17 protein-coding genes are annotated in these 22179 nt (G+C 42.2%); 14 read left to right on the top strand and 3 right to left on the bottom strand.

Going from position 1 to position 22179, the window contains the following annotated elements:
* The first annotated feature begins 1 nt into the window (after nucleotide 1).
* Nucleotides 2-541: a 5-formyltetrahydrofolate cyclo-ligase gene (locus ABID27_RS08115; protein ID WP_354281467.1), complete on the top strand. Its 540-nt coding sequence runs from the start codon at nucleotides 2-4 to the stop codon at nucleotides 539-541.
* Here the strand turns inward: ABID27_RS08115 and ABID27_RS08110 are convergent.
* Nucleotides 538-1875 (bottom strand): MATE family efflux transporter, encoded by a 1338-nt coding sequence (locus tag ABID27_RS08110; RefSeq protein ID WP_354281465.1) that lies wholly within the window; start codon nucleotides 1873-1875, stop codon nucleotides 538-540. The genes ABID27_RS08115 and ABID27_RS08110 overlap by 4 nt on opposite strands.
* Nucleotides 1876-1996: 121 nt before the next feature.
* Here ABID27_RS08110 and ABID27_RS08105 point away from each other — a divergent pair, with 121 nt between their 5' ends.
* Nucleotides 1997-2671, top strand: a complete 675-nt coding sequence (locus ABID27_RS08105) for a rhomboid family intramembrane serine protease (protein ID WP_354281464.1) — start codon at nucleotides 1997-1999, stop codon at nucleotides 2669-2671.
* Nucleotides 2672-2695: 24 nt separating this feature from the next.
* Here the strand turns inward: ABID27_RS08105 and galU are convergent, their stop codons facing one another.
* Nucleotides 2696-3595: a UTP--glucose-1-phosphate uridylyltransferase GalU gene (gene galU / locus ABID27_RS08100; protein WP_354281462.1), complete on the bottom strand. Its 900-nt coding sequence runs from the start codon at nucleotides 3593-3595 to the stop codon at nucleotides 2696-2698.
* Nucleotides 3596-3631: 36 nt separating this feature from the next.
* Nucleotides 3632-4648 carry an NAD(P)H-dependent glycerol-3-phosphate dehydrogenase gene (locus ABID27_RS08095; RefSeq protein ID WP_354281460.1) on the bottom strand — a complete coding sequence of 339 codons (1017 nt, stop codon included), beginning with the start codon at nucleotides 4646-4648 and terminating at the stop codon, nucleotides 3632-3634.
* Between the two features lie 156 nt (nucleotides 4649-4804).
* Here ABID27_RS08095 and ABID27_RS08090 point away from each other — a divergent pair, with 156 nt between their 5' ends.
* The 12 genes from ABID27_RS08090 to ABID27_RS08035 form a co-directional block, all read left to right on the top strand.
* The gene (locus ABID27_RS08090) at nucleotides 4805-6514 is read left to right on the top strand and encodes an ABC transporter ATP-binding protein (RefSeq protein ID WP_354281458.1); all 1710 of its coding nucleotides are present in this window, start codon (nucleotides 4805-4807) and stop codon (nucleotides 6512-6514) included.
* Entirely contained in the window at nucleotides 6514-8265 is a 1752-nt protein-coding gene (locus tag ABID27_RS08085) for an ABC transporter ATP-binding protein (RefSeq protein WP_354281456.1), read from the top strand. The genes ABID27_RS08090 and ABID27_RS08085 overlap by 1 nt, the downstream gene beginning before the upstream one ends.
* A gap of 373 nt (nucleotides 8266-8638) precedes the next feature.
* Nucleotides 8639-9082: a dUTP diphosphatase gene (locus tag ABID27_RS08080; RefSeq protein ID WP_253364806.1), complete on the top strand. Its 444-nt coding sequence runs from the start codon at nucleotides 8639-8641 to the stop codon at nucleotides 9080-9082.
* A gap of 64 nt (nucleotides 9083-9146) precedes the next feature.
* On the top strand, nucleotides 9147-10508 hold the full coding sequence (gene radA, locus ABID27_RS08075; protein ID WP_253364807.1) for a DNA repair protein RadA: 1362 nt from the start codon (nucleotides 9147-9149) through the stop codon (nucleotides 10506-10508).
* A gap of 90 nt (nucleotides 10509-10598) precedes the next feature.
* On the top strand, nucleotides 10599-11096 hold the full coding sequence (locus ABID27_RS08070; RefSeq protein WP_354281454.1) for a beta-class carbonic anhydrase: 498 nt from the start codon (nucleotides 10599-10601) through the stop codon (nucleotides 11094-11096).
* Nucleotides 11097-11281: 185 nt separating this feature from the next.
* Nucleotides 11282-11995, top strand: coding sequence for a TIGR00266 family protein (locus ABID27_RS08065; RefSeq protein WP_253364812.1), 714 nt, complete (start codon nucleotides 11282-11284; stop codon nucleotides 11993-11995).
* Between the two features lie 182 nt (nucleotides 11996-12177).
* Nucleotides 12178-12624: a LytTR family DNA-binding domain-containing protein gene (locus tag ABID27_RS08060; protein WP_253364815.1), complete on the top strand. Its 447-nt coding sequence runs from the start codon at nucleotides 12178-12180 to the stop codon at nucleotides 12622-12624.
* 4 nt (nucleotides 12625-12628) lie between these two features.
* Nucleotides 12629-13321, top strand: coding sequence for a LiaF transmembrane domain-containing protein (locus ABID27_RS08055; RefSeq protein WP_253364817.1), 693 nt, complete (start codon nucleotides 12629-12631; stop codon nucleotides 13319-13321).
* Nucleotides 13322-13404: 83 nt separating this feature from the next.
* Nucleotides 13405-14850, top strand: coding sequence for a glutamate--tRNA ligase (gene gltX / locus ABID27_RS08050; RefSeq protein WP_354281451.1), 1446 nt, complete (start codon nucleotides 13405-13407; stop codon nucleotides 14848-14850).
* A 171-nt stretch (nucleotides 14851-15021) separates the two neighbouring features.
* Nucleotides 15022-15816 carry a trypsin-like serine peptidase gene (locus ABID27_RS08045; RefSeq protein WP_354281449.1) on the top strand — a complete coding sequence of 265 codons (795 nt, stop codon included), beginning with the start codon at nucleotides 15022-15024 and terminating at the stop codon, nucleotides 15814-15816.
* A gap of 699 nt (nucleotides 15817-16515) precedes the next feature.
* Complete coding sequence (locus ABID27_RS08040; protein ID WP_354281447.1) at nucleotides 16516-18357, top strand: G5 domain-containing protein; 1842 nt, start codon at nucleotides 16516-16518, stop codon at nucleotides 18355-18357.
* Nucleotides 18358-18433: 76 nt separating this feature from the next.
* A partial coding sequence (locus ABID27_RS08035) for an isopeptide-forming domain-containing fimbrial protein (protein WP_354281445.1) occupies nucleotides 18434-22179 on the top strand: 3746 nt, incomplete at its 3' end.

Below are 22179 nucleotides of genomic sequence, written 5' to 3'. Positions count from 1 at the left end.
GATGGAGAAAAAAGAGCTTCGAGCGCAGATGCTATCTTTTCTGAAAAAGCAGGAAAAAGAAGGGAAAAATCGTCGAGATGAGTTACTCTTGCAACACTTTACTTATATTTCTGCCTATCAAACAGCCAAAACGATAGCAACCTACTTGTCCACAGAGCTTGAGTTTAACACCCAACCCTTGATTGCCCAAGCCTTAGCAGATGGAAAACGAGTGGTCGTTCCCAAGGTCTTGCCGGGACGGAGAATGGTTTTTATGGTCTATGATGCTGGATCGATTCAGACTTCTGCATTTGGAGTACCTGAGCCGATTTCAGGGGAGATTGTGGAAAAGTCAGCTATTGACTTGATTCATGTGCCAGGATTGGCATGGAACGATGCTGGCTTTCGTATCGGATATGGCGGCGGATTTTATGATCGTTATCTAGCTGATTTCCAGGGGAAAACAGTCAGTACCATCTACGATTTTCAAGTCCAGGCATTTGAGGCAGAATCATTTGATATAGCAGTTCAGACTGTTTTAACACCTAAAAAAGAAGCCTAATGAAGGGCTTCTTTTTGTAATTTTTTTCTTAAAATCAACGTACTTGGAATGAGTACGAGCACACTTCCAATCCAAGCGGCAGGATTCGCAGCTGCAACACCATTGAAGCCGAAGTAAATCAACCCAATAATAGCGACGCCAGCCCGCATAATTAATTCCATAAACCCAGCCAAGGTTGGCACAAATCCATATCCCAACCCCTGAATAAAACTACGTAGGATGAAGAGAATGGCCAGAATCCAATAACAAGAGCCGTTGATAACATAGTAGACCAAGGCCAGGTGGAAGACCGCAGGATTGCCATCGGATAAGAAAAGATTGGAGAAGAAGCGGTTAAAGACCACCAGTATAATAGCAAAGAAGATAGCCCAGATAATATTGATGAGCAGGGTCTTCTTGAGTCCGTCGAGGATGCGCTGGTATTTTTTAGCGCCATAATTCTGGGCACTGAAAGTAGAGATTGCCAGCCCTAGGTTGATCATAGGGAGCATGGCAAGTTGGTCGGTTTTACTGGCAATGGCTTGCGCTGCAACGGCATCTGTCCCCAGTTTATTGAGAGTGACCTGCAGTGTAATGGAGCCAAGAGCGATGATACTTGCTTGAAAAGCCATGGGAAATCCCAGTCTAGCATGGTGCTTGAGGTTGTCCCTATCCAGATGTAAATCGCTCATTTTTACTTGGAAATAGGGCACCCGAAAATGAATATAGACCAACAAGTAAACTACCGAGAAAATCTGAGCAATCACAGTTGCTAAGCCTGCCCCAAAGACACCCATATGAAAGTTGAGGATGAAGATAAAGTCCAAGGCAACATTGATGCAGCAAGCGATGACCAGAGCGACTAAGGGCGTTTTTGAATTGCCCAAAGCCCGCACAGCGCTAGAGAGGTAGTTAAACAAAATCGTAAAGACCATTCCACCAAAAATAGCTAGCAAGAAACGATGAGAATGCTCGATGAGTTTGTCAGGAGTCTGCATGAGGACCAGGAGAGGCTTCAACCATATCAAGGAGAGTACCGTCAGGACAAGGCTGACTAGAATGGAATAGAACAAGCCATGCACAAAACTAGAACGGATCCCAGCCTCATCACCTGCACCAAATTTTTGGGAGGTGACAATACACAATCCCGAAGTTAGCCCTTGAGCAAAACCAATAATCAAGAAGGTTAGACTGCCCGTTGCTCCGACAGCCGCAAAAGATGTCTGACCAAGTGTGTGCCCGACAATCATACTATCGGCGAAGTTGTAGGCCAACTGAAAAAAGCTACCGATTAGCAGCGGGATGGTAAAAGCTAATATGACTCGTAGAGGATTTCCTTTAGTTAAATCGTGCACGTTTTTCTCCTTTTTCAACCGTCATTATATCATGATTTTACAGGCATGATTAGTAAAAATCAAGTAAACTTGCCCAGCAACTGGAATTGTGCTACTATTACAGTATTTTAAGGAGGATGAGATGGGACAAGTATTTAAGAAAGAATATCCTATTACAAATAGTTTATTGGCTATTACGACGGCTGTATTTTTGGCGATGCAAATTTTTCGTTTTGGACAAGCGACTAGCGCACAGACGATTTTTGACTTCGGAGGCTTGTTGGGGCTTGCTGTGGAGCAAGACATCACGCAGATATGGCGGTTGGTGACGCCAATTTTTGTTCATATCGGCTGGGAACATTTCCTCTTCAATAGTTTCACCTTGCTGATTTTTGGTTATCAGGTGGAAGATATATTTGGGAGTTGGCGTTTTTTAGCCCTCTATCTTTTGTCTGGCTTATTAGGAAATGTATTTATCTTGTGTTTCACTCCAACTGTTGTTGCAGCAGGGGCTTCGACGTCTCTGTTTGGCTTGTTTGGGGTAATGGCGGTGCTCCGTTACCAGTCTCGCAGTGCCTATGTCCGTTTTTTGGGTCAGCGCTATGTGGGCTTGCTGATTGCCAATCTGATTGTGACAGCTATCACTCCCAATATCAGCGTTGCAGGTCATATTGGTGGCTTAGTCGGAGGTGTCCTGTGTGCATTTATTTTGGTCTTACCTAGAGAACCCTGGCTCTTTACCAAGCAACAACGATGGCTTGCAGCGGGAGGCTACATTCTGTTGACAGGCTTCCTTCTCTTTTGGGGAATAAAATAGGCTCGGAAATTCCGAGCCTATTTTCTATTTCTCAGCTGCTTCTAATTCCTTCCCTAATTCGATGATGTATTTTTTCAAATCATCTTTGGTTTGAGGGTGGTTGAGTCCGTAGTCAATTGATGTCTTCATGTAGCCAAATTTATCTCCGACATCATAGCGGTTGCCTTTGAATTCACGGGCAAATACGCGCTGTGTTTTATTGAGGGTATCGATGGCATCTGTCAATTGGATTTCGTTACCGGCACCAGGTTTTTGATTTTCCAAAATATCAAAAATTTCAGGCGTCAAGAGGTAGCGACCAATGATTGCCAAGTCAGAAGGAGCATCTTCTGGAGCGGGTTTTTCCACGAAAGTTTCAACGCTGTAAAGACCATTTACGCCTTCACCTTGAGGAGCGATGACACCGTAAGCTGACACTTCTTCGTGTGGGACAGGCATAACAGCGATAGTAGATGCATGTGTATGTTTGAAGTCGTTAATTAGTTGTTTTGTCAGTGGTGTGCTTGTACCGTTGATGTCCATTAGGTCATCACCAAGCATAACGACAAATGGCTCATTTCCAACGAAAGCTTTGGCTTGAAGAACGGCATCACCAAGGCCACGAGGATGACTTTGACGGATGAAGTGAAGTCGGATACCAGTTGTTTCGTCAACTAATTTTAGTAAATCCGTTTTTCCTTTTTCTTTGAGGTTGTACTCCAATTCAAAGTTTGAGTCAAAGTGGTCTTCAATAGAACGTTTTGACTTACCAGTCACCACCAAAATATCTTCAATGCCAGATTTGAGGGCTTCTTCAACGATAAATTGGATGGTTGGTTTATCAACGATTGGCAACATTTCTTTTGCCAATGCTTTGGTAGCAGGGAGGAAACGAGTTCCCAAACCAGCAGCTGGAATGACTGCTTTTCTAACTTTTTTTGTCATATTGTCTCCTTTGAGATAATGTAATAATTGTTGAGATTAAGACCATTCGTTTTCTTCGCGGAATTCGCTAGACATGATGGTTTTGATAGCTTGGTCGATTGTAGTACCTTGGTAGATAACACTGTAGATGGCTTGGGTGATTGGCATATAGACACCGAGTTCTTGAGCTAATTCGTAAGCTGCTTTTGTAGTGGAAATTCCTTCGATGACCATGCCCATGTTGCGCTCGATATCTTCTAATTTTTCACCGCGACCGAGCTGATCACCTGCACGCCAGTTACGTGAATGCACAGAAGTTCCGGTTACAATCAAGTCCCCCACACCAGATAGACCGCTGTAAGTCAGGGGATTTGCGCCTAGTCGAACACCGAGACGTGTAATTTCAGTCAATCCACGAGCGATGATAGCTGCTTTGGCATTGTCGCCGTAGCCAAGACCGTGAAGAGCACCAGCACCAACTGCGATGATATTTTTCAAAGCGCCGGCTGTTTCCACACCGATAACGTCATTATTGGTATAGAGGCGGAAGTAGTGGTTGCTGAAGAGATTTTGCACGTACTTGGCAGTATCCAAGTCTTTTGAAGCTGCTGAAATCAAGGTAATATCACGAACGATTGTTTCCTCAGCATGACTTGGTCCGGATACAGCAACGATTTCAGAGCGAAGACTTGCTGGAATTTCTTCTTCCAAAACTTGAGAAAGACGCTTGTGCGTATCTGGTTCCAATCCTTTTGAAGCGTGCATGATAACAACTTTGTGGTCTAGCGTTTCAGCGACTTGCTTGGCAACAAGGCGAGTTACTTTTGTTGGGACAACAAAGAGGACGGCATCTACACCATCTAGGGCTTGCGCTAAGTCTGTATAGGCCTTGATAGTTTCGTCTAATACCACATCTTTGAAATAGCGTGTATTGGTGTGTTTTTGGTTGATTTCATCGATTTGTTCAGGGACATTTCCCCAGATGCGTACTTCATGTCCATTGTCGTTTAATACTTGAGAGAGGGCTGTTCCCCAAGAACCTGGCCCTAAGACTGCAATTTTTTGTTTTTCCATTCGGATTCTCCTAGCCTAGTCTATTCATTCCATTTTACCATATTTATTGATAAAAAGCGAAAGGATAAAAGCCTTTTCAGCAGCATGTGTAATTTGTCAGTTTTCCCATCTTATGTTACTATGGAAAGATAGTTAATATTTACATAAGGAGAAATTATGCTCTTTCATCTCTTGAAAAAGTACAAATGGCAGGCTATCGGGTCAGTTGGGATGATTCTCATCTATGTCCTTAGTAGCCTCTTGCAACCGCGTTTTTTACAGAATGTCTTGGCTGCTGTCACGGCAAATCAGCAATCTGAAATTATGCGATTAGGAGTCTGGCTCTTGGTCATTGCGGTTATCGGTCTAGCTGCCGGAGCTTTGAATACAGTTCTAGCATCCTACGTTTCCCAGTCTGTCGCAGCAGATTTGCGGGAGAAGGTTTTTCGTAAAATTCAAACCTTTTCCTATGCCAATATTGAAGAATTCAATGCTGGAAATCTGGTTGTTCGGATGACAAACGACATCAACCAAGTACAAAACTTGCTGATGATGGCCTTCCAGGTTCTCTTGCGCATGCCGATTTTATTTATCGGTGCAACGGTTCTGGCCTTGACGACTCTGCCGCAATTGTGGTGGATTGTTGTGCTGATGATTGTCTTGATTGCTATCGCTATGATGGTCATTATGGGGATTATGGGGCCACGCTTTGCTATTTTCCAAAAGCTGATGGACCAGATTAACGCCATTGCCAAGGAAAATCTTCGTGGCGTTCGTGTCGTAAAATCTTTCGTTCAAGAGAAAAATCAAGCTGATAAATTTCAGAAAGTTTCTGACGAACTTTTGGAACAAAATCTCTTTATCGGAACTGGTTTCGCCTTTCTAGAGCCGGTCTTCATGCTGGTTTCCTATCTTGCCATCTATGCGACAATTTACGTGGTTTACACGATGACAGGCAGTCAGCCAGATGCAGTGACTAAGTTGGCTTCTTTCAATACCTACCTGATGCAAATCATGTTTGCCATTATCATGGTAGGATTTATGGGAAGCAATATCACTCGTGCCATGGTTTCCATCAATCGGATCAAGGAAGTCTTGGATACGGATCCAGCCATGACCTTTGAGGAAAATGGTGTCACGGACGTAGCGGGGACTATTTCATTTGAAAATGTGACCTTTACCTATCCACACGATGAATATCCGACCTTGAAAAATATCTCATTTGAGATTGAAGCGGGTCAGATGATTGGTGTCGTCGGTGCGACGGGTGCTGGTAAGTCAACCTTGGCCCAGCTCATTCCACGTTTGTTTGACCCACAAGCAGGTCAGATTAAAATCGGCGGAGTTGATATAAAAACCATCAGCCAATCGACGTTGCGTGATACGGTATCGATTGTTTTGCAAAAAGCCATTCTCTTTACGGGAACGGTGGCTTCCAATATCCGTCAAGGGAAATTAGATGCACATGATACCGAGATTGAACGTGCGGCTCGGATTGCTCAAGCGCGTGAATTTATTACCCGGATGCCGGACCAATACGACAGTCAAGTCGAAGAGCGCGGTAACAACTTCTCAGGCGGTCAGAAGCAACGGATGTCCATTGCTCGCGGTCTCGTTTCCAATCCAAAAATCTTGATTTTGGATGACTCGACTTCAGCCCTAGACGCCAAGTCTGAAAAATTGGTTCAAGAAGCTCTGGCTCATGATTTGAAGGATACAACGACCATCATTATTGCACAGAAAATCTCGTCTGTTGTCAAAGCGGATAAGATTTTGGTCTTGGATGAAGGACGTTTGATCGGGCAAGGGGCCCACGCCGAATTGGTAGCAGGAAATGCTGTTTACCGAGAAATTTTTGAAACGCAAAAAGGAAAGGAGGAAGACTAATGCAGACAGCACGTTTTTTCTGGTCTTATTTTAAACGCTATAAACTTCAGTTTTTCATCATTTTCTTAGCGGTGATTGCTTCGGTTGCCATGCAAGTTCTCTCGCCGGTCTATATGGGACGAGCGGTGACAGAATTGACTCATTTTGTTCAAGATGGTGGAGCGGATACCAGCGCATTTTTTGCCACTTTGCACAATTTACTCTTAGCAGTTGTCCTCATGGCTGGCGCTTCTATGGTTTACTCGCTCTTGTTTACACGGGTTATCGCCAATTCTACTAATGAAATGCGTAAGGGGTTGTTCGGGAAATTGGAACGATTGACCGTTTCCTTTTTTGACCGTCATCAAGATGGAGAAATCCTTTCTCGCTTCACGTCTGATTTGGACAATATTCAAAATGCCTTCAACCAATCAGCAGTAACGGTGGTTACGCAAGCGGTGCTTTATGTTGGAATTCTCGTCATGATGTTCCTGCAAAATGCCAAGCTTGCCTTGGTCACGACAGCCACGACGCCGATTGCTCTTCTCTTCCTCTTCTTTATCATCAAGACCGCTCGAAAATATACGGATCTGCAGCAAAAAGAAGTAGGAAAACTCAATGCCTACATGGATGAAAATATCTCAGGTCAGAAAGCCATTATCGTTCAAGGCTTGCAGGAGCAAGTCATTGACGGATTCCTAGAGCAAAATGAAAAAGTACGCAAGGCAACTTTTAAAGGGAGAATTTTCTCAGGTCTTCTTTTCCCAGTGATGAATGGTTTGAGTTTGATTAACACAGCCATTGTAATCTTTGCAGGTTCTAGCATGGTACTGCAGGACAAGAGCTTGTCAGTAGCCGCAGGACTTGGTCTAGTTGTGACCTTTGTCCAATATTCGCAGCAATATTATCAACCAATGATGCAAATTGCTGCCAGCTGGGCGGAAATGCAGTTAGCCTTCACAGGTGCTCACCGCATTCAAGAAATGTTTGATGAGCCGGAGGAAGTACGGCCACAAGCGACACCAGCCTTTACCGAGCTGACAGACAAGGTCGAAATTGACCACGTAGACTTTTCTTACGTGGAAGGCAAGCCAATCCTTCGCGACGTGACCATTACTGTGCCGAAAGGTCAGATGACAGCTGTTGTCGGACCAACTGGTTCAGGAAAAACGACCATCATGAACCTCATCAACCGCTTTTACGACGTTAATGGAGGAGCTATTAAGTTTGATGGGCGCGATATTCGCGAGTATGAGCTCAATAGCTTGCGCCAACATGTCGGCATCGTGCTACAGGAGTCGGTCTTGTTCTCAGGCACCATCGCAGAAAACATTGCTTTTGGTGGGGAAAATATCAGCCAAGAAATGATTGAAACAGCAGCGCGTGCCACTCATATTCATGATTTTATTATGAGTTTGCCAGATGGATACGAGACTCATGTTGACGACGAGCAAAATGTTTTCTCGACTGGACAGAAACAGCTGATTTCCATTGCTCGTACACTTTTAACAGACCCACAAGTTTTGATTTTGGACGAAGCAACATCCAATGTAGACACGGTGACAGAGGCTAAAATCCAAGCAGCCATGGAAACCATTATTGCTGGACGGACAAGTTTTGTCATTGCTCACCGCCTCAAAACCATCCTCAATGCGGACCAAATTATCGTCCTAAAAGATGGAGAGGTCATCGAGCAAGGCAATCACCACGAATTGCTGAAATTGGGTGGATTCTACGCGGAACTCTACCACAATCAGTTTGTCTTTGAATAATCAAAATAAATAAAAATAGCCAAGTTGGCTATTTTTGTTATCTTAAATATGTTGAAAGTTACATAAACTAAATTTATGTAAGCATTAAAATTTATATATTTGTAAATTATTGAAAAAAGATGGTAAAATAGATTTATCGCATGAAAGGGAGCCATCAAGTGTTTTTACTTGTATCCTAGCATGATTCTCGTGTAACGATAGAAACCCCAAATTAACTCCTGTTAGACGGGAAGCAGGCTTGCCAAAAGGAAGCTCATTCCAATCCTTTTGATGCGATTTTTTATTGCCTGTTGAAAAGTTCGAGATTCGGACTTTTTTATTTCTTCAGAAGCTCAGGTATAGTATAATGAAAAAAACGCTTTGAGGAGAAAAGATGAAAATTCGTGGATTTGAATTAGTTAGTGCCTTTACAGATAAAAATTTATTGCCAAAAAGAGAGACGGCTCATGCGGCTGGCTATGACCTGAAGGTGGCGGTCGAAACGACGATTGCACCCGGAGAAATCCAGCTAGTACCGACGGGTGTCAAGGCCTACATGCAGCCCAGCGAGGTACTCTACTTGTATGATCGCTCATCCAATCCTCGTAAAAAAGGCTTGGTGCTCATCAACTCGGTTGGGGTGATTGACGGAGATTATTATGGCAACGCTGGAAATGAAGGTCATATTTTTGCTCAAATGAAAAACATCACCGATGAGACGGTTACACTAGAAGTGGGAGAACGGATTGTCCAAGCTGTTTTTGCACCATTTTTGATGGCTGATGGCGATGATGCAGATGGCGTGCGGACAGGTGGATTTGGTTCGACAGGCAATTAAATACGAATAATCAATAGGGTACTTGCAATAAGTTACCCTTGTTTCATGAAAGAAAGAGGAATGAATGGCTAAGAAAAAAACGACCTTTGTCTGTCAAAATTGTGAGTACCATTCACCAAAGTATTTGGGACGATGCCCCAACTGTGGTGCCTGGTCTAGCTTTGTCGAGGAAGTGGAAGTGGCAGAAGTTAAAAATGAACGCGTCTCATTGACGGGTGAAAAGATACGACCGATGAAGCTCAACGAGGTTTCCTCAATCCAAGTTGCGCGCACGAAAACGGAGATGGATGAATTCAACCGCGTACTTGGCGGTGGTGTCGTTCCAGGAAGTCTGGTTTTGATTGGCGGGGATCCTGGTATCGGCAAGTCCACCTTGCTCTTGCAAGTATCCACTCAGCTATCGACGATCGGAACAGTTCTCTATGTATCTGGGGAAGAATCTGCCCAACAAATCAAGCTGCGTGCGGAGCGCTTGGGGGACATTGATAGCGAGTTTTATCTCTATGCCGAGACCAATATGCAATCTATTCGCACGGAGATCGAGAAAATCAAGCCAGATTTTTTGGTTATTGACTCCATTCAGACCATTATGAGCCCGGACATTTCCAGTGTGCAGGGGTCAGTCTCTCAAGTACGGGAAGTGACCAATGAGCTCATGCAGATTGCCAAGACAAATAACATCGCGACCTTTATCGTTGGACACATGACCAAGGAAGGAACCTTGGCTGGACCACGGACGCTGGAGCATATGGTGGATACGGTGCTCTATTTTGAAGGGGAGCGCCAGCATACCTTCCGTATCTTACGGGCTGTGAAAAATCGCTTCGGTTCAACGAATGAAATTGGTATTTTTGAAATGCAGTCTCAGGGATTGGTTGAAGTGACCAACCCAAGCGAAGTCTTCTTGGAAGAACGCTTGGATGGTGCGACAGGGTCAGCTATTGTGGTGACTATGGAGGGAACACGTCCAATTCTAGCTGAGGTGCAAGCCTTGGTGACGCCGACTATGTTTGGCAATGCAAAACGGACGACGACGGGTTTGGACTTTAATCGGGCGAGTCTCATCATGGCAGTCTTGGAAAAACGCGCCGGCCTCCTCTTGCAAAATCAAGATGCCTACCTCAAATCGGCTGGTGGCGTGCGTTTGGATGAACCGGCAATTGACCTAGCTGTGGCGGTGGCCATTGCATCATCCTATAAGGATAAGCCGACCAATCCTCAGGAGTGCTTCATCGGGGAAATTGGCTTGACAGGAGAAATCCGTCGCGTCAATCGAATCGAGCAGCGTATCAACGAAGCAGCTAAACTTGGATTCACCAAGGTTTATGCCCCTAAAAATTCTTTAGCCGGTATTCAACCGACAAAAGATATTCAAGTTGTCGGTGTCACAACGCTGAGTGAGGTCTTGAAGCTAGTCTTTGCCTGAGAGCTTGAGTCGGACAAATGGGATGAAAAGTGATAAGATAAAGAGGTACTAGTTTGATAACCAAACAATTTCTCTAAAAGGAGACCTCTTATGTCCTATTTTCAAAATTTTATGAAGGCTAATCAAGCCTATGTTGATTTACATGGTACCCAGCATTTGTCGCTGAAGCCTAAGACAAAAGTAGCCATTGTGACCTGTATGGACTCACGGCTTCACGTTGCCCAGGCTCTTGGACTAACCTTGGGAGATGCCCATATTTTGCGGAATGCAGGTGGGCGCGTGACGGATGATATGATTCGTTCGCTGGTCATTTCCCAGCAGCAAATGGGGACGCGCGAAATTGTCCTTCTCCACCATACGGACTGTGGCGCGCAGACATTTACAAATGAAAGTTTTGCAAGACATATCCATCAAGAGATGGGTGTAGATGTCACTGGTCAAGACTTTTTACCCTTTACGGATATTGAAGAGAGTGTTCGTGAAGACATGGAGCTATTGAGAAAATCTCCCTTAATTCCAGACGATGTGGAGATAAATGGTGCCTACTATGATGTAGATACCGGTCGGATTATCGCAGTGGATGATTGATTGTAGCAGCAGTTAAATAAACCATCAGACAAGCCAAATTCTAACAAAGATAGGCTTGTTTTTTAGTTATCAGTTGACAGATTCTAAGTCGAGGATTATAATTGTGTTATAAAAATAGTACAAAACGACAAAAACTAGAATTTCTCTAGTCACATGTCATTTCCTCGATATAAAAGGAGCACACTATGTCAGATAATCGCATGAAATACACTATTGACCCTACAATGCAATTTCCCTTGGTAGAAATTGAGCTTGAGGCAGGGGAGTCAGCCTACATCCAGCAAGGAAGCATGGTCTACCACACACCAAGTGTGACTCTCAATACTCGACTCAATGGACGCGGATCAGGTTTGGGAAAACTGGTAGGAGCTATCGGACGTTCTATGGTGTCTGGTGAGTCTATGTTTATCACCCAGGCAATTTCTAACGGGAACGATGGCAAGCTGGCCTTAGCACCCAACACACCAGGTCAAGTGATTGCACTTGAGCTCGGAGTCAATCAATACCGCTTGAATGATGGTGCTTTTTTGGCATTGGACGGCTCAGCCCAGTATAAAATGGAGCGACAAAGTGTGGGACGTGCCTTGTTTGGTGGACAGGGTGGCTTCTTTGTCATGACAACAGAAGGGGAAGGAACGCTTTTAGCCAATAGTTTTGGCTCAATTAAGAAAATGGAGCTCAATGGCAATAGCATCACCATTGACAATGCCCATGTCGTGGCTTGGAGCACCAGTCTGGACTATGACATTCATCTAGAAAATGGCTTTATGCAGTCTATCGGTACTGGTGAAGGAGTGGTCAATACATTTAGAGGTTACGGCGAGGTCTATATTCAAAGTCTCAATTTGGAACAGTTTGTCAATCAACTCAAACCCTTTATTCCAACTGGAAATTCTTAAAAGGGAACATTTTACGAATAGAATAAGAGCCTAGATGAAAAAATCAGGGCTCTTTTTACTTACCGTTCTACACCACTTAACCTTGTATATCTACCGCTTACTGAAAAAGACTTGAAAATGTGGACGGACTTGCTATAATGAGTACATAGCTTAGGATTGAAAAAACAGAGAGAGGAGATGGCATGAAGATTCGTATTGAAATGGATCCGACTTGTGAGGAGATGGAAATTGTGTTGCGAACTAGTCAACTGACTCCGCAGGTTCAGCAGATTCAAGAAGCGCTGGCAAAGCTAGATCGAAAGCCGCTTATTTTTTATAAAGGAACCAGCGAATTTTTTCTTCCACTGGAGGAGATTCTATTCTTTGAAACGGATGGAAACAAGATTTTTGGTCACACCAAGGACAATGCCTATGAAGTGCGCTTGAAACTCTACGAATTAGAAGATTATCTTCCGACAAGTTTTTGTCGAGTTGCCAAGTCCGCCATTGCCAATATCCGACAGATTTATGCCCTGGACAAATCCTTTTCGGGAACCAGCACAGTTCAGTTTTATCAGACGCAGAAGCAGGTGCACGCCTCGCGGCACTATTATCAATTATTAAAAGAAAAATTGCAGGAAATGAGGTAGGAAAATGAAAAAAACACTAACAGGAATTGGTTTGATTGTCTTAGCGGTGGCCATCTTATTTAGAGACCAGCTATCCTTTCTTAGCTATGGTATGCCATTATGGCGCCTAGCCTTGATTGTTTTCTTTGGGGTAGAAACTCTTCAAAACGCCTTTAGAAAGGATGTTAAAGCGAGTTTTATTGGTTTGGCCATTACCTTCATTTTGCTCAATGGTCATTTTCAATGGTTGCAAGTGGGAACAGGGACGCTGATTATTGTTACCGTCTTGCTTTACTTCGGATTTAGCATGATTTTGAAACCAAATAGAATCAGCATGAAGTATTATAAGGGCAAAAAGGGTAAATTTGTGGGCTGGACAAATAATCCTGAGTTTAAAGAAAGTTCGGACACCGTTTTTGGTAACGCCACTCGTTATGTCAATGACGATAATTTTGTCAATATTGGCGGAGATGTCGTCTTCTCTGGCACGTCTATCTATTTTGATCAGGCTATTATTCTGGGTGATACAGCTAGCTACTCTGGGGATGCTGCCTTCTCAAGTGTTAAACTTTTTGTTCCAAGAAATTGGAAAGTAGAATTTACAGGAGACCGCGTCTTTAGCTCAATTGAAGCCAATCCAAGCGGTCTACCAACTGATAAAACATTGGTTGTCAGTGGAGACTATGTCTTTAGCCGCTTGACGGTTTACTATATCTAAAATTCTTTATGGCGCTAAGGCTTTTGTCTTGGGGCTATTTTTGATATAATGTAGGGAACGTAAATTTTACAGGAGAATGCATCATGGCAAATAAAATTCGTGTGCGTTACGCACCAAGTCCAACTGGATTGCTACATATCGGTAATGCGCGTACGGCGCTTTTCAACTATCTATACGCACGTCACTACGGTGGTGATTTTATCATCCGTATCGAAGACACTGACCGTAAACGTCATGTGGAAGATGGGGAACGTTCTCAGCTTGAAAACCTTAAATGGTTGGGAATGGATTGGGATGAAAGCCCCGAAACACATGAAAACTACCGTCAGTCAGAACGTCTCGACCTTTACCAAAAATACATCGACCAATTATTGGCAGAAGGAAAAGCTTATAAATCTTACGTGACGGAAGAAGAATTAGCTGCGGAGCGTGAACGTCAAGAAGCTGCTGGTGAAACACCTCGCTATATTAACGAATACCTTGGCATGTCTGAGGATGAAAAAGCAACCTACATTACTGAACGTGAAGCTGCTGGTATCGTGCCAACTGTTCGTATCGCCGTTAACGAAACTGGTATCTACAAATGGACGGATATCGTTAAAGGTGATATCGAGTTTGAAGGTGGTAACATCGGTGGTGACTGGGTTATCCAAAAACGCGATGGTTACCCAACTTACAACTTCGCCGTAGTTATCGATGACCATGATATGCAAATCTCACACGTTATCCGTGGAGACGACCACATTGCAAACACACCAAAACAATTGATGGTTTATGAAGCTCTTGGTTGGGATGCGCCTCAATTTGGTCACATGACATTGATTATCAACTCTGAAACGGGTAAAAAATTGTCTAAACGTGACACCAATACCCTTCAATTTATCGAAGATTATCGTCAAAAAGGTTACCTTCCAGAAGCTGTCTTCAACTTTATCGCTCTCCTTGGTTGGAACCCAGGTGGTGAAGATGAGATTTTCTCACGTGAAAAATTGATTAAACTCTTTGATGAAAACCGTCTCAGCAAATCACCAGCCGCCTTCGACCAGAAGAAATTGGACTGGATGAGCAACGAGTACATCAAAAATGCAGAACTTTCAACGATTTTTGACATGGCAAAACCTTTCTTGGAAGAAACTGGTCGTTTGACTGATAAAGCGGAAAAAATGGTTGAACTCTACAAACCACAAATGAAATCTGTTGATGAAATCGTGCCATTGACTGACCTCTTCTTTGCAGACTTCCCGGAATTAACAGAAGCTGAAAAAGAAGTCATGGCAGCTGAAACAGTGCCAACTGTTCTTAACAGCTTTAAAGAAAAATTGGCAGCAATGTCAGATGAAGATTTCAAATTAGAAAATATCTTCCCACAAATCAAGGCTGTTCAAAAAGAAACAGGCATTAAAGGGAAAAACCTTTTCATGCCAATCCGTATTGCCGTTTCAGGTGAAATGCATGGACCAGAATTGCCAGATACGATTTATTTATTAGGGCGTGAATTAGTAATGTCCCGATTAGAGAGTTTTTTGTAACAACGTACATATGTATAATATTAAAAGGATATATTTTAGGGAAATTTTATTTGATTTCTTTAGGTTTTTGTCCTCTATAAATAAGAAAACGTTTACATACTGTTAGAAGTGTGTTAAAATGACATAAAAGGCTCATCTGAACAGAGAGGAGAAAATGAATGAGGTAAAATCATGAAAAAGATAATAGGAACGTTTCTTACTAGTTTATTATCAGTTGTTGTTGTCTTGGGGTTCATACCAGCGGTTTCAGCAGACTATCTACGAGAACCGGTTTCTGAACAAGAGCGCGGGCAGTTTCCGAATAGTTTGACTTATGCTTGGAATATTACAAAGGGTGATGGGCGTGTGATGCGTTGTACAGGTACCTATATTGGCGACAGACTGTTTTTATCGGCTGGACACTGTGTAACTACTCGAGATGGGGATTCGAAAAAAACGAAGAGTGCAGAAACTGAATCAAATGGCAGTACTCACCCTGTAGACTTTAAGATGTATAAAAAGAATTTTTTGAGTAAGAACCCTTTTAAACCAATGCCTGGATATAGCGGCTTTACAGATTTGAAGAATGATGTAAGTATTACGACGGTTACAGAACCTAAAACTATAAATTTGGATACAAGTAATGTTCGCCTAGCTGCTTATTCAGATTTACAACAATTAGTAGGGAAAGAAGTTACAACTGTTGGTTACTCGAATTATTTCTATGGAGATCTTACAAAAACCTCGGGTCGTGTTCTAGCGGTTGAAGCTGATGGTACTTTAACAGTAGATTTTTATGTTGCTGAGCAAAATTCAGGATCCGCTGTTTATTTAAATGGGGAGATTATCGGAATTTTGACAGCGACTGCTGACATTGAAGAATGTCGAGGAAGTGCTATGTGTAAACTTGCAACTGTCACACCATTTACCAAAGATATAAAAGCTAAATTATTTGATCCAAATGGAGTAAATGTACTTGTGCATTAAGCGAAATAGCTTTAAACGAATGACGATGATTTATATGTAATTGAAAATTTGGTATTAAGTACAGATATAAGAAGAGGAATATTTCTCTATAATAAAAATTATTCAATTATGTAGTGTATCTGTTTAGATGAGTTTTATATTGATTATTGATGCAGACAAATCAGGAAATACTGATTTGTCTCTCTTTTTTTACTTACGTATAATTCACTTTAGATGAAATACATGGAAGGCTATAAAAAAATATATAGGGCAATTATGAATAATATGAAAATGTTTTACGGTTTTAAGGTCTTGTTTTAGGGATAATTCGACATAAAAATACTATACGATGTATAGTATGGGAGTTGACTGTTAAAAATGGGATATACTGGGAATTCAAAGTAGTTGCATAAATGTATTTTTTATGATATACATATTTACAAGACTAATACAATAAAGGGGGGCTTTAGAGAGCCTTTTATGAACACAGAGACAGACAAGGTTTGGTTTGTCTACCTTTTTGTTGTTAAAAAGCATCAAACTAGTTGACAACTCGTGTATAAAAGGTTAAATCGGTAGCCGGTTTGTAGGGCTACAATAAAATGAGGTTCAGTATGGGGGAGAGTTTGGTAAACTCAATACGCCAAGAACCTTTGTGTGGTTGTGTGTTGGTTGAAGCCAATAGTTATTGTTTGTGTTAATTTTAAAAAGGAGAAATCAATGAACAAAAGAATGAAAAAATTCGCAATTGCATCAGTAGTCACTTTATTTTCTACTAATGTCCTTTCTGTGGCGACTCTTCAAAATCTTCACCTTGGTAATAACGCAGGTGTAGTACGAGCGGAAGAACCTCCTGCGGATGAAGATGTTCCGAGCGGTGCTGAAGTGCAACTCATCAATGAAGCACGCACGATGCTCGAAGATGTTCGTTCGGTATTAGCTGAGAATGATCTCGAATTTGCGAAGGAGCTCTTTGAAGAATTCAATCATACAGCTCTTAAGAACATTCCAAAATTAGATGTGAAAGCACCAGGGTTGTTAGCTGAAATCGAAAAACTTCGTGGAGAGTTGTACGGAACAGCACCAACTCCTACGCCAACACCAGTGACAAAGACAGAAGCCATTCCTGTTACAACTCGCTATGAAGCGGATCCAAACTTGGACTATGGTCAACAGACCACAAAACAAGGGATTCCAGGAGAAAAGACTTGGACTGAGACAAATGGTGTAAAAGATGCGGGGTCAGAAAAAGTTACAAAAGAAATGGTGCCGACAGTTGTTAAAGTTGGTACGAAGACAAAAGTTGAAACAGTTACAACTCCAGCACCAACTGGCGAAGTTTTGGAAAACAATTCAAACTTAGACAAAGGTGTCAAGCAACTGAAAACAGCAGCGGCTCCAGGAAGCAAGACAGTTACAACAACATATACACTTGTTAGTTCGACTTCTGCGGATGTTACAACTGCAACAAGTGAGTCAAATGTTGTTCCAGGTACACAAGCGGTCTACTATATTGGAACGAAAGAAGCTGTTGTGACACCGACTGAAACAATTGAAAATATCGTAGAACGTGAAACAGTTGCTGTTACTACCACTCGTGTCGCAAATCCAAACATGTATGAAGGAGAAGAAACACGTACACTGGGTGTTGCAGGAACTGACTTGGTAACCTACAAAGTGTATAAGCTGAACGGTGTAGAAACAAAACGTGAAGAAGTGAGTCGTGTACATGAAAAAGCGATGGTACAAGAAGTTGTTGAATATGGTACGAAGAAAAAACCAGTTACAGCGATTTCTGAAATCAAAGTTGATGAACCAATCAGATTCACAAGCCGTACAGAAGAAAATCCGAACCTTCCAAAAGGTACACGCAATGTGAAAATTGAAGGAAAAGATGGTATAAAAACTGTAACGTATGCAGTGACAACTGTTGATGGCGTGGAAACAGAGCGTGTTAAAACAGGTGAAATTGAGAAAGTAGCGCCAGTTCAAGAAGTTATTGAAATTGGAACAAAAGAAGTCATCGACCAACCTTGGACACCAATCATTGTTCCTGAAGTTAAATCTGAAACAACAACTGAAGTTATCAAATTCACAAGCCGTACAGAAGAAAATCCAAATCTTCCAAAAGGCACACGCAATGTGAAAATTGAAGGGAAAGATGGCTTACGTACAGTTGTTTACACAGTGACAACTGTTGATGGTAAAGAGGTCAAGCGTGTAGTGGCATCTGATACAACAACACCAGCGATTGAAGAAGTGATTGAGGTTGGTACGAAAGTAGAACCAGTGCCGCAACCACGTCCGAATCCAGAACCACAACAGGAACCAACACCAGTACCACAGCCTAAAGATGGTCAAAAACCGGCTCAGAAGGAAGGTGTACCAGAAGAAAAACAACCAGAGTCCTCTATTAAACCTGTATCAGCAAAAGCTGAAAATCAGAAGACTTTGCCACAAACAGGTGAACAAGGCTTAAGTCTTGCGGCAATTGGAGCGGTGCTCTTAACAGGTTTGGCAGGTTTGGCAGGTTTGGCAGGTTGGAGGAAAAAGAAGAACTAATAGGAGAAATGGAAAATATATGAAGACAAATTCTAATAGGCGGAGAGCAAATTGGTTTATGAGCTGGATTAGCACCATGAGCATTTTGTTTCCGATGTTGCTTAGTCTAGTAGGAGGCTTAATGGTGTCCGCTGAGGGGGGTGGGAATGTCTCAACTAGTGCCACTGATCCTAAGGTCATTCAAGAGGGGTGTGCTATTAAGATTGAAACGACTGAAAATGTGTCGTGGGCATTACCGCGTCAGCCGATTGATCTGGTCATCTTACAAGATACTAGTGGATCTTTTGCTAATACAATTGGGAATGTACAATCGGCATTGCGTGAAGTGACTACCCCGGTTGCATTAAAAGATTATGATGAAAAAAATCCGCGTCTTGTTTTCACAGGAGATGAGAAGACAACAGATCGTGTCATGGTTGCTACGTTTCAAGGGATTGATCAAATTAGGTACTATAGTGCAACCACTGCTTCGGACCATGCTACTTTGAGTGGGGTTAGCCAAGTGGGAGGTGCTGGTAAGGTCTATACTTATGGAAACTCAGGACTACTAACAAACAATACTCAAGTTCAAAATTTTATCAACAGTTTTTCAGTAGGCGGGGGGACACCAACAGTTCCTGCAATAGAAGATACACTTGCAAGATACGAGGCGGCTAAAAAGTTGGGTGGAGGAATGCAGAATAACCGTAAAACGGTTTTCCTTCTAATAACGGACGGTGTAGCCAACGGATATCGGGAAACCAATGATGGGAATGTCTATTTTGATTCAAGTCTAAAACGAAGAGATTCATTCGCAGCTGTTCACAAAATAAATAATCTAGAAGTTACTAATGATTATTTAAAGCGTTCAAAAGAAGTTGAAGCTGCTGGGAACAAAATAAAACAGGCTATTGGAACTACAGGTACTGTAGTTGTTGGTTTTTGGGAAGATGTTGCGAGCTTTGAAAAAATAACTCAGTACGCAGATGGTTACCGTGGAGATTTCACTGGATATAATTTTAATACGAATGGGGACAAGCGTTCAGTTCAATCAGTCTTTCATTCTGCGTTGGAAAGTGTAGCCTCTCCAGCAAAAGAAATAAATGGAGAAAGTGTTTCTTTCTATGTAAACGAGCAAAGTGATGCGAAGGTATTTGCTGACAAAATTTTAAAAGCAGTAACAGCTGCTTTTGTAAAGGAAAACGTTTCAGGTGAGTTCGAAGTTACTGAAGGTTACAAAGTAGGATCCGTTACTATCAACGGTAAAAAAGTAGTTGATAAAGTCAAGGATGAAGCCAAAGAAATTCCTGGCACTGTTAAACAAGACGGCCGTAAGGTAACGATTTCTGTTCCAGAAAGTGTCTTCAATCCAGGTAACAATAAGTTCGATTATGAGTTGAAACGTACAGAGGAAGCTGAAAACTTAGACGAGGCTGATGAAACAGAGCCCCCAGCAGACTATAAGCCACAACAGGTAGAACGTAAAGTGGGTCAGTTGGTCGGTACCTTTAAAGTTGGTGACTATGAAAGTGCCAAAATAGGCTCAAAAGAACCAACAAGTGTTACAGTTAACGATTTGAAGTACTGTTACCCACGTGTGACGAAAGATGTCAAAGATAAAGATACCTCAAATGATAAAAATGGTGATGAGGGCAAAGGTGGATTTATCGCACAAGACCCACTGCTTGTGAATGTTGATCCATCTAAGACCATTAAGCGTTCCTCTTATGCGGCTACCTTGACAGAAGAGGGGGAGACGTTTACATATGCTGTTGATTACAATATGTACAACGTTGCGCTTGAGATGAAACAAAACGTTATGTTTGTGGATGCACTTGACTACCGTGTGAAGTATATTGATGCAAAAGTAACGGACGAAAAAGGTACAGTATTACCAGACTTCAAGGTTTCGACGAAAGCAACTGTAGATTCTAAAGGTAAGTCGAATACGACGGTTATCGCAACAGTTCCTGAAAAAGCAGGAGAAAAGACTGCTACTGTAAATGAAGGGAACTACGGTGGACACAAGTTTAAGAAATACCGTCTTGTAATTACCGCAGAAATCAAGGATGAATACAAACTTGAGAAAAATGCGACAGAATACTACAAGATGATGCAAGAGAACGAGGGACGTGGTTTTGCAAACCAAGCCTCTATCGTTTGGAACGGAAAAACAGATGATCCAATAGATTCAACTGCTAAAGTCCGTCGTTCAAATAACGTGTTTGTAACGCCACCACTTGATACAGATATTACCAAAAAAGTGACTCAAACCTTGGATCCGAAAACAAAAGGTTCAGAGCACTTGGACTTGCCAGCAGTAGATGATGAATACTATTATACGATTGAATCAACCTGGCCAGGTCTCTTTGATGAGTATATCATTGAAGATATTCTTGTTCCAGAATTGGAATCATTGAACGCAGCTGGTGAAGACACTGTCTATGTTAATGGAAAAGAATCTACAGTATTGAAGAAATACTTGAAGGTAGATGCAGCCAACTCACAACGTGTTTACTTTGAGTTGAACAAAAAGGAATTGTCACGTACAGAGCTTCTTCGTATTAACCGTGAGATTGCTAAATTGAACGAAGGTAATGACGGTCCAGCGAAAATTAAGCTAGGTATCAAAGCCAAAATTCGTGAGAATGCGGACCTCAGCAAGTACCGTGAAAATGGAAATGGTCAAGTTAAGGTGCCAAATGATGCGACCGTTAAATTAAACAACAAGTCTAAGACTTCTAAGAAAGTAACGGTTACTCCACCGGGCCTACCACCAAAACCAGAGAAGACGGTTGATAAAAAAGCATCCCTTTCTCTTGATGCAATGGAACAAGTTTTCACATATGAAGTGAAAGCGACTGTGCCAAAAGAAGTAACTGGCTTTACGAAGTTTGAAATCAGCGATGATCTTGAGGACATCTTGACGATTACAGAAACAAAAGTAACTGTAGGCGGAAAAACAGATGCGTCCGTTGTTGTGACAACTGCTGCAGCAGCCAATGCGAACGCCACAACGAAAGGTCTTGTTGTCGCAAGCTTGCCAAAAGACAAGATTGCAGCTTACAAAGGCCAAGAAATGGTTTTGACAATCAAGGCTCGTATTAAAGAAGGTGTTACAAGTGAAGAGCTTGCGAAGTATGTCGATAATACGATTCCGAATAAGGCAACCTTGAAGGTTGGTGATAAACCAAACCAAAGTGAAGATACCGAAAATGTACCTGTCACTCCTCCAGGAGAAACACCAACACCTAAGAAAACCGTTGATGAACAAGCTAGCTTAGATCTTACAGGTCTAAATCAAGAATTTACTTATCGCGTAAAAGCAACTGTTCCACAAAATGTGACCGGCTTTACGAAGTTTGACATCAGTGATGACCTTGAGGACATCTTGACAGTCACTGGAACATCAGCTACTGTTGATGGTCAATCTGATGCAGCGGTGAAAGTAACATCGGTGGATGCAGCTAATACTGCAAACGGTAAAGTAGTAGCAAGCTTGCCAGCAGATAAGATTGCTGACTACAAAGGAAAAGAAATCGTATTAACCATCAAAGCACGCATCAAAGCAGGTGTAACTTCAGCTGAGTTGGCGAAATATGTATCAACAGACAATACGTCTGGTTCAATTCCAAATAAAGCGAAATTAACAGTCGGCGACAAACCAGAACAAAGTAAAGATTCAAACGAAGTTCCGGTTACTCCTCCAGGAGAAACCCCAACTGTAGAGAAGAAGATTAATGGTAGCGAAACAAAAGCAGTTGTCTTGCCAGAGTCCAACTATACTTATAACATTACTTCAACGCTTCCAAGCGACATCACTCGCTATAAAGCCTATAGTAT

It is taken from the genome of Streptococcus gallinaceus, assembly GCF_040545695.1.
GTDB classification, from domain to species: domain Bacteria; phylum Bacillota; class Bacilli; order Lactobacillales; family Streptococcaceae; genus Streptococcus; species Streptococcus gallinaceus.
Note: the sequence above shows the minus strand (reverse complement) of the source record. Positions and strands in the feature narration are given on the sequence as shown.

Coding starts and splice junctions, on each gene's coding strand:
- ABID27_RS08115 (WP_354281467.1), top strand. CDS start 2: ATGGAGAAAAAAGAGCTTCGAGCGCAGATGCTATCTTTTCTGAAAAAG.
- ABID27_RS08105 (WP_354281464.1), top strand. CDS start 1,997: ATGGGACAAGTATTTAAGAAAGAATATCCTATTACAAATAGTTTATTG.
- galU (WP_354281462.1), bottom strand. CDS start 3,595: ATGACAAAAAAAGTTAGAAAAGCAGTCATTCCAGCTGCTGGTTTGGGA.
- ABID27_RS08095 (WP_354281460.1), bottom strand. CDS start 4,648: ATGGAAAAACAAAAAATTGCAGTCTTAGGGCCAGGTTCTTGGGGAACA.
- ABID27_RS08090 (WP_354281458.1), top strand. CDS start 4,805: ATGCTCTTTCATCTCTTGAAAAAGTACAAATGGCAGGCTATCGGGTCA.
- ABID27_RS08085 (WP_354281456.1), top strand. CDS start 6,514: ATGCAGACAGCACGTTTTTTCTGGTCTTATTTTAAACGCTATAAACTT.
- ABID27_RS08080 (WP_253364806.1), top strand. CDS start 8,639: ATGAAAATTCGTGGATTTGAATTAGTTAGTGCCTTTACAGATAAAAAT.
- radA (WP_253364807.1), top strand. CDS start 9,147: ATGGCTAAGAAAAAAACGACCTTTGTCTGTCAAAATTGTGAGTACCAT.
- ABID27_RS08070 (WP_354281454.1), top strand. CDS start 10,599: ATGTCCTATTTTCAAAATTTTATGAAGGCTAATCAAGCCTATGTTGAT.
- ABID27_RS08065 (WP_253364812.1), top strand. CDS start 11,282: ATGTCAGATAATCGCATGAAATACACTATTGACCCTACAATGCAATTT.
- ABID27_RS08060 (WP_253364815.1), top strand. CDS start 12,178: ATGAAGATTCGTATTGAAATGGATCCGACTTGTGAGGAGATGGAAATT.
- ABID27_RS08055 (WP_253364817.1), top strand. CDS start 12,629: ATGAAAAAAACACTAACAGGAATTGGTTTGATTGTCTTAGCGGTGGCC.
- gltX (WP_354281451.1), top strand. CDS start 13,405: ATGGCAAATAAAATTCGTGTGCGTTACGCACCAAGTCCAACTGGATTG.
- ABID27_RS08045 (WP_354281449.1), top strand. CDS start 15,022: ATGAAAAAGATAATAGGAACGTTTCTTACTAGTTTATTATCAGTTGTT.
- ABID27_RS08040 (WP_354281447.1), top strand. CDS start 16,516: ATGAACAAAAGAATGAAAAAATTCGCAATTGCATCAGTAGTCACTTTA.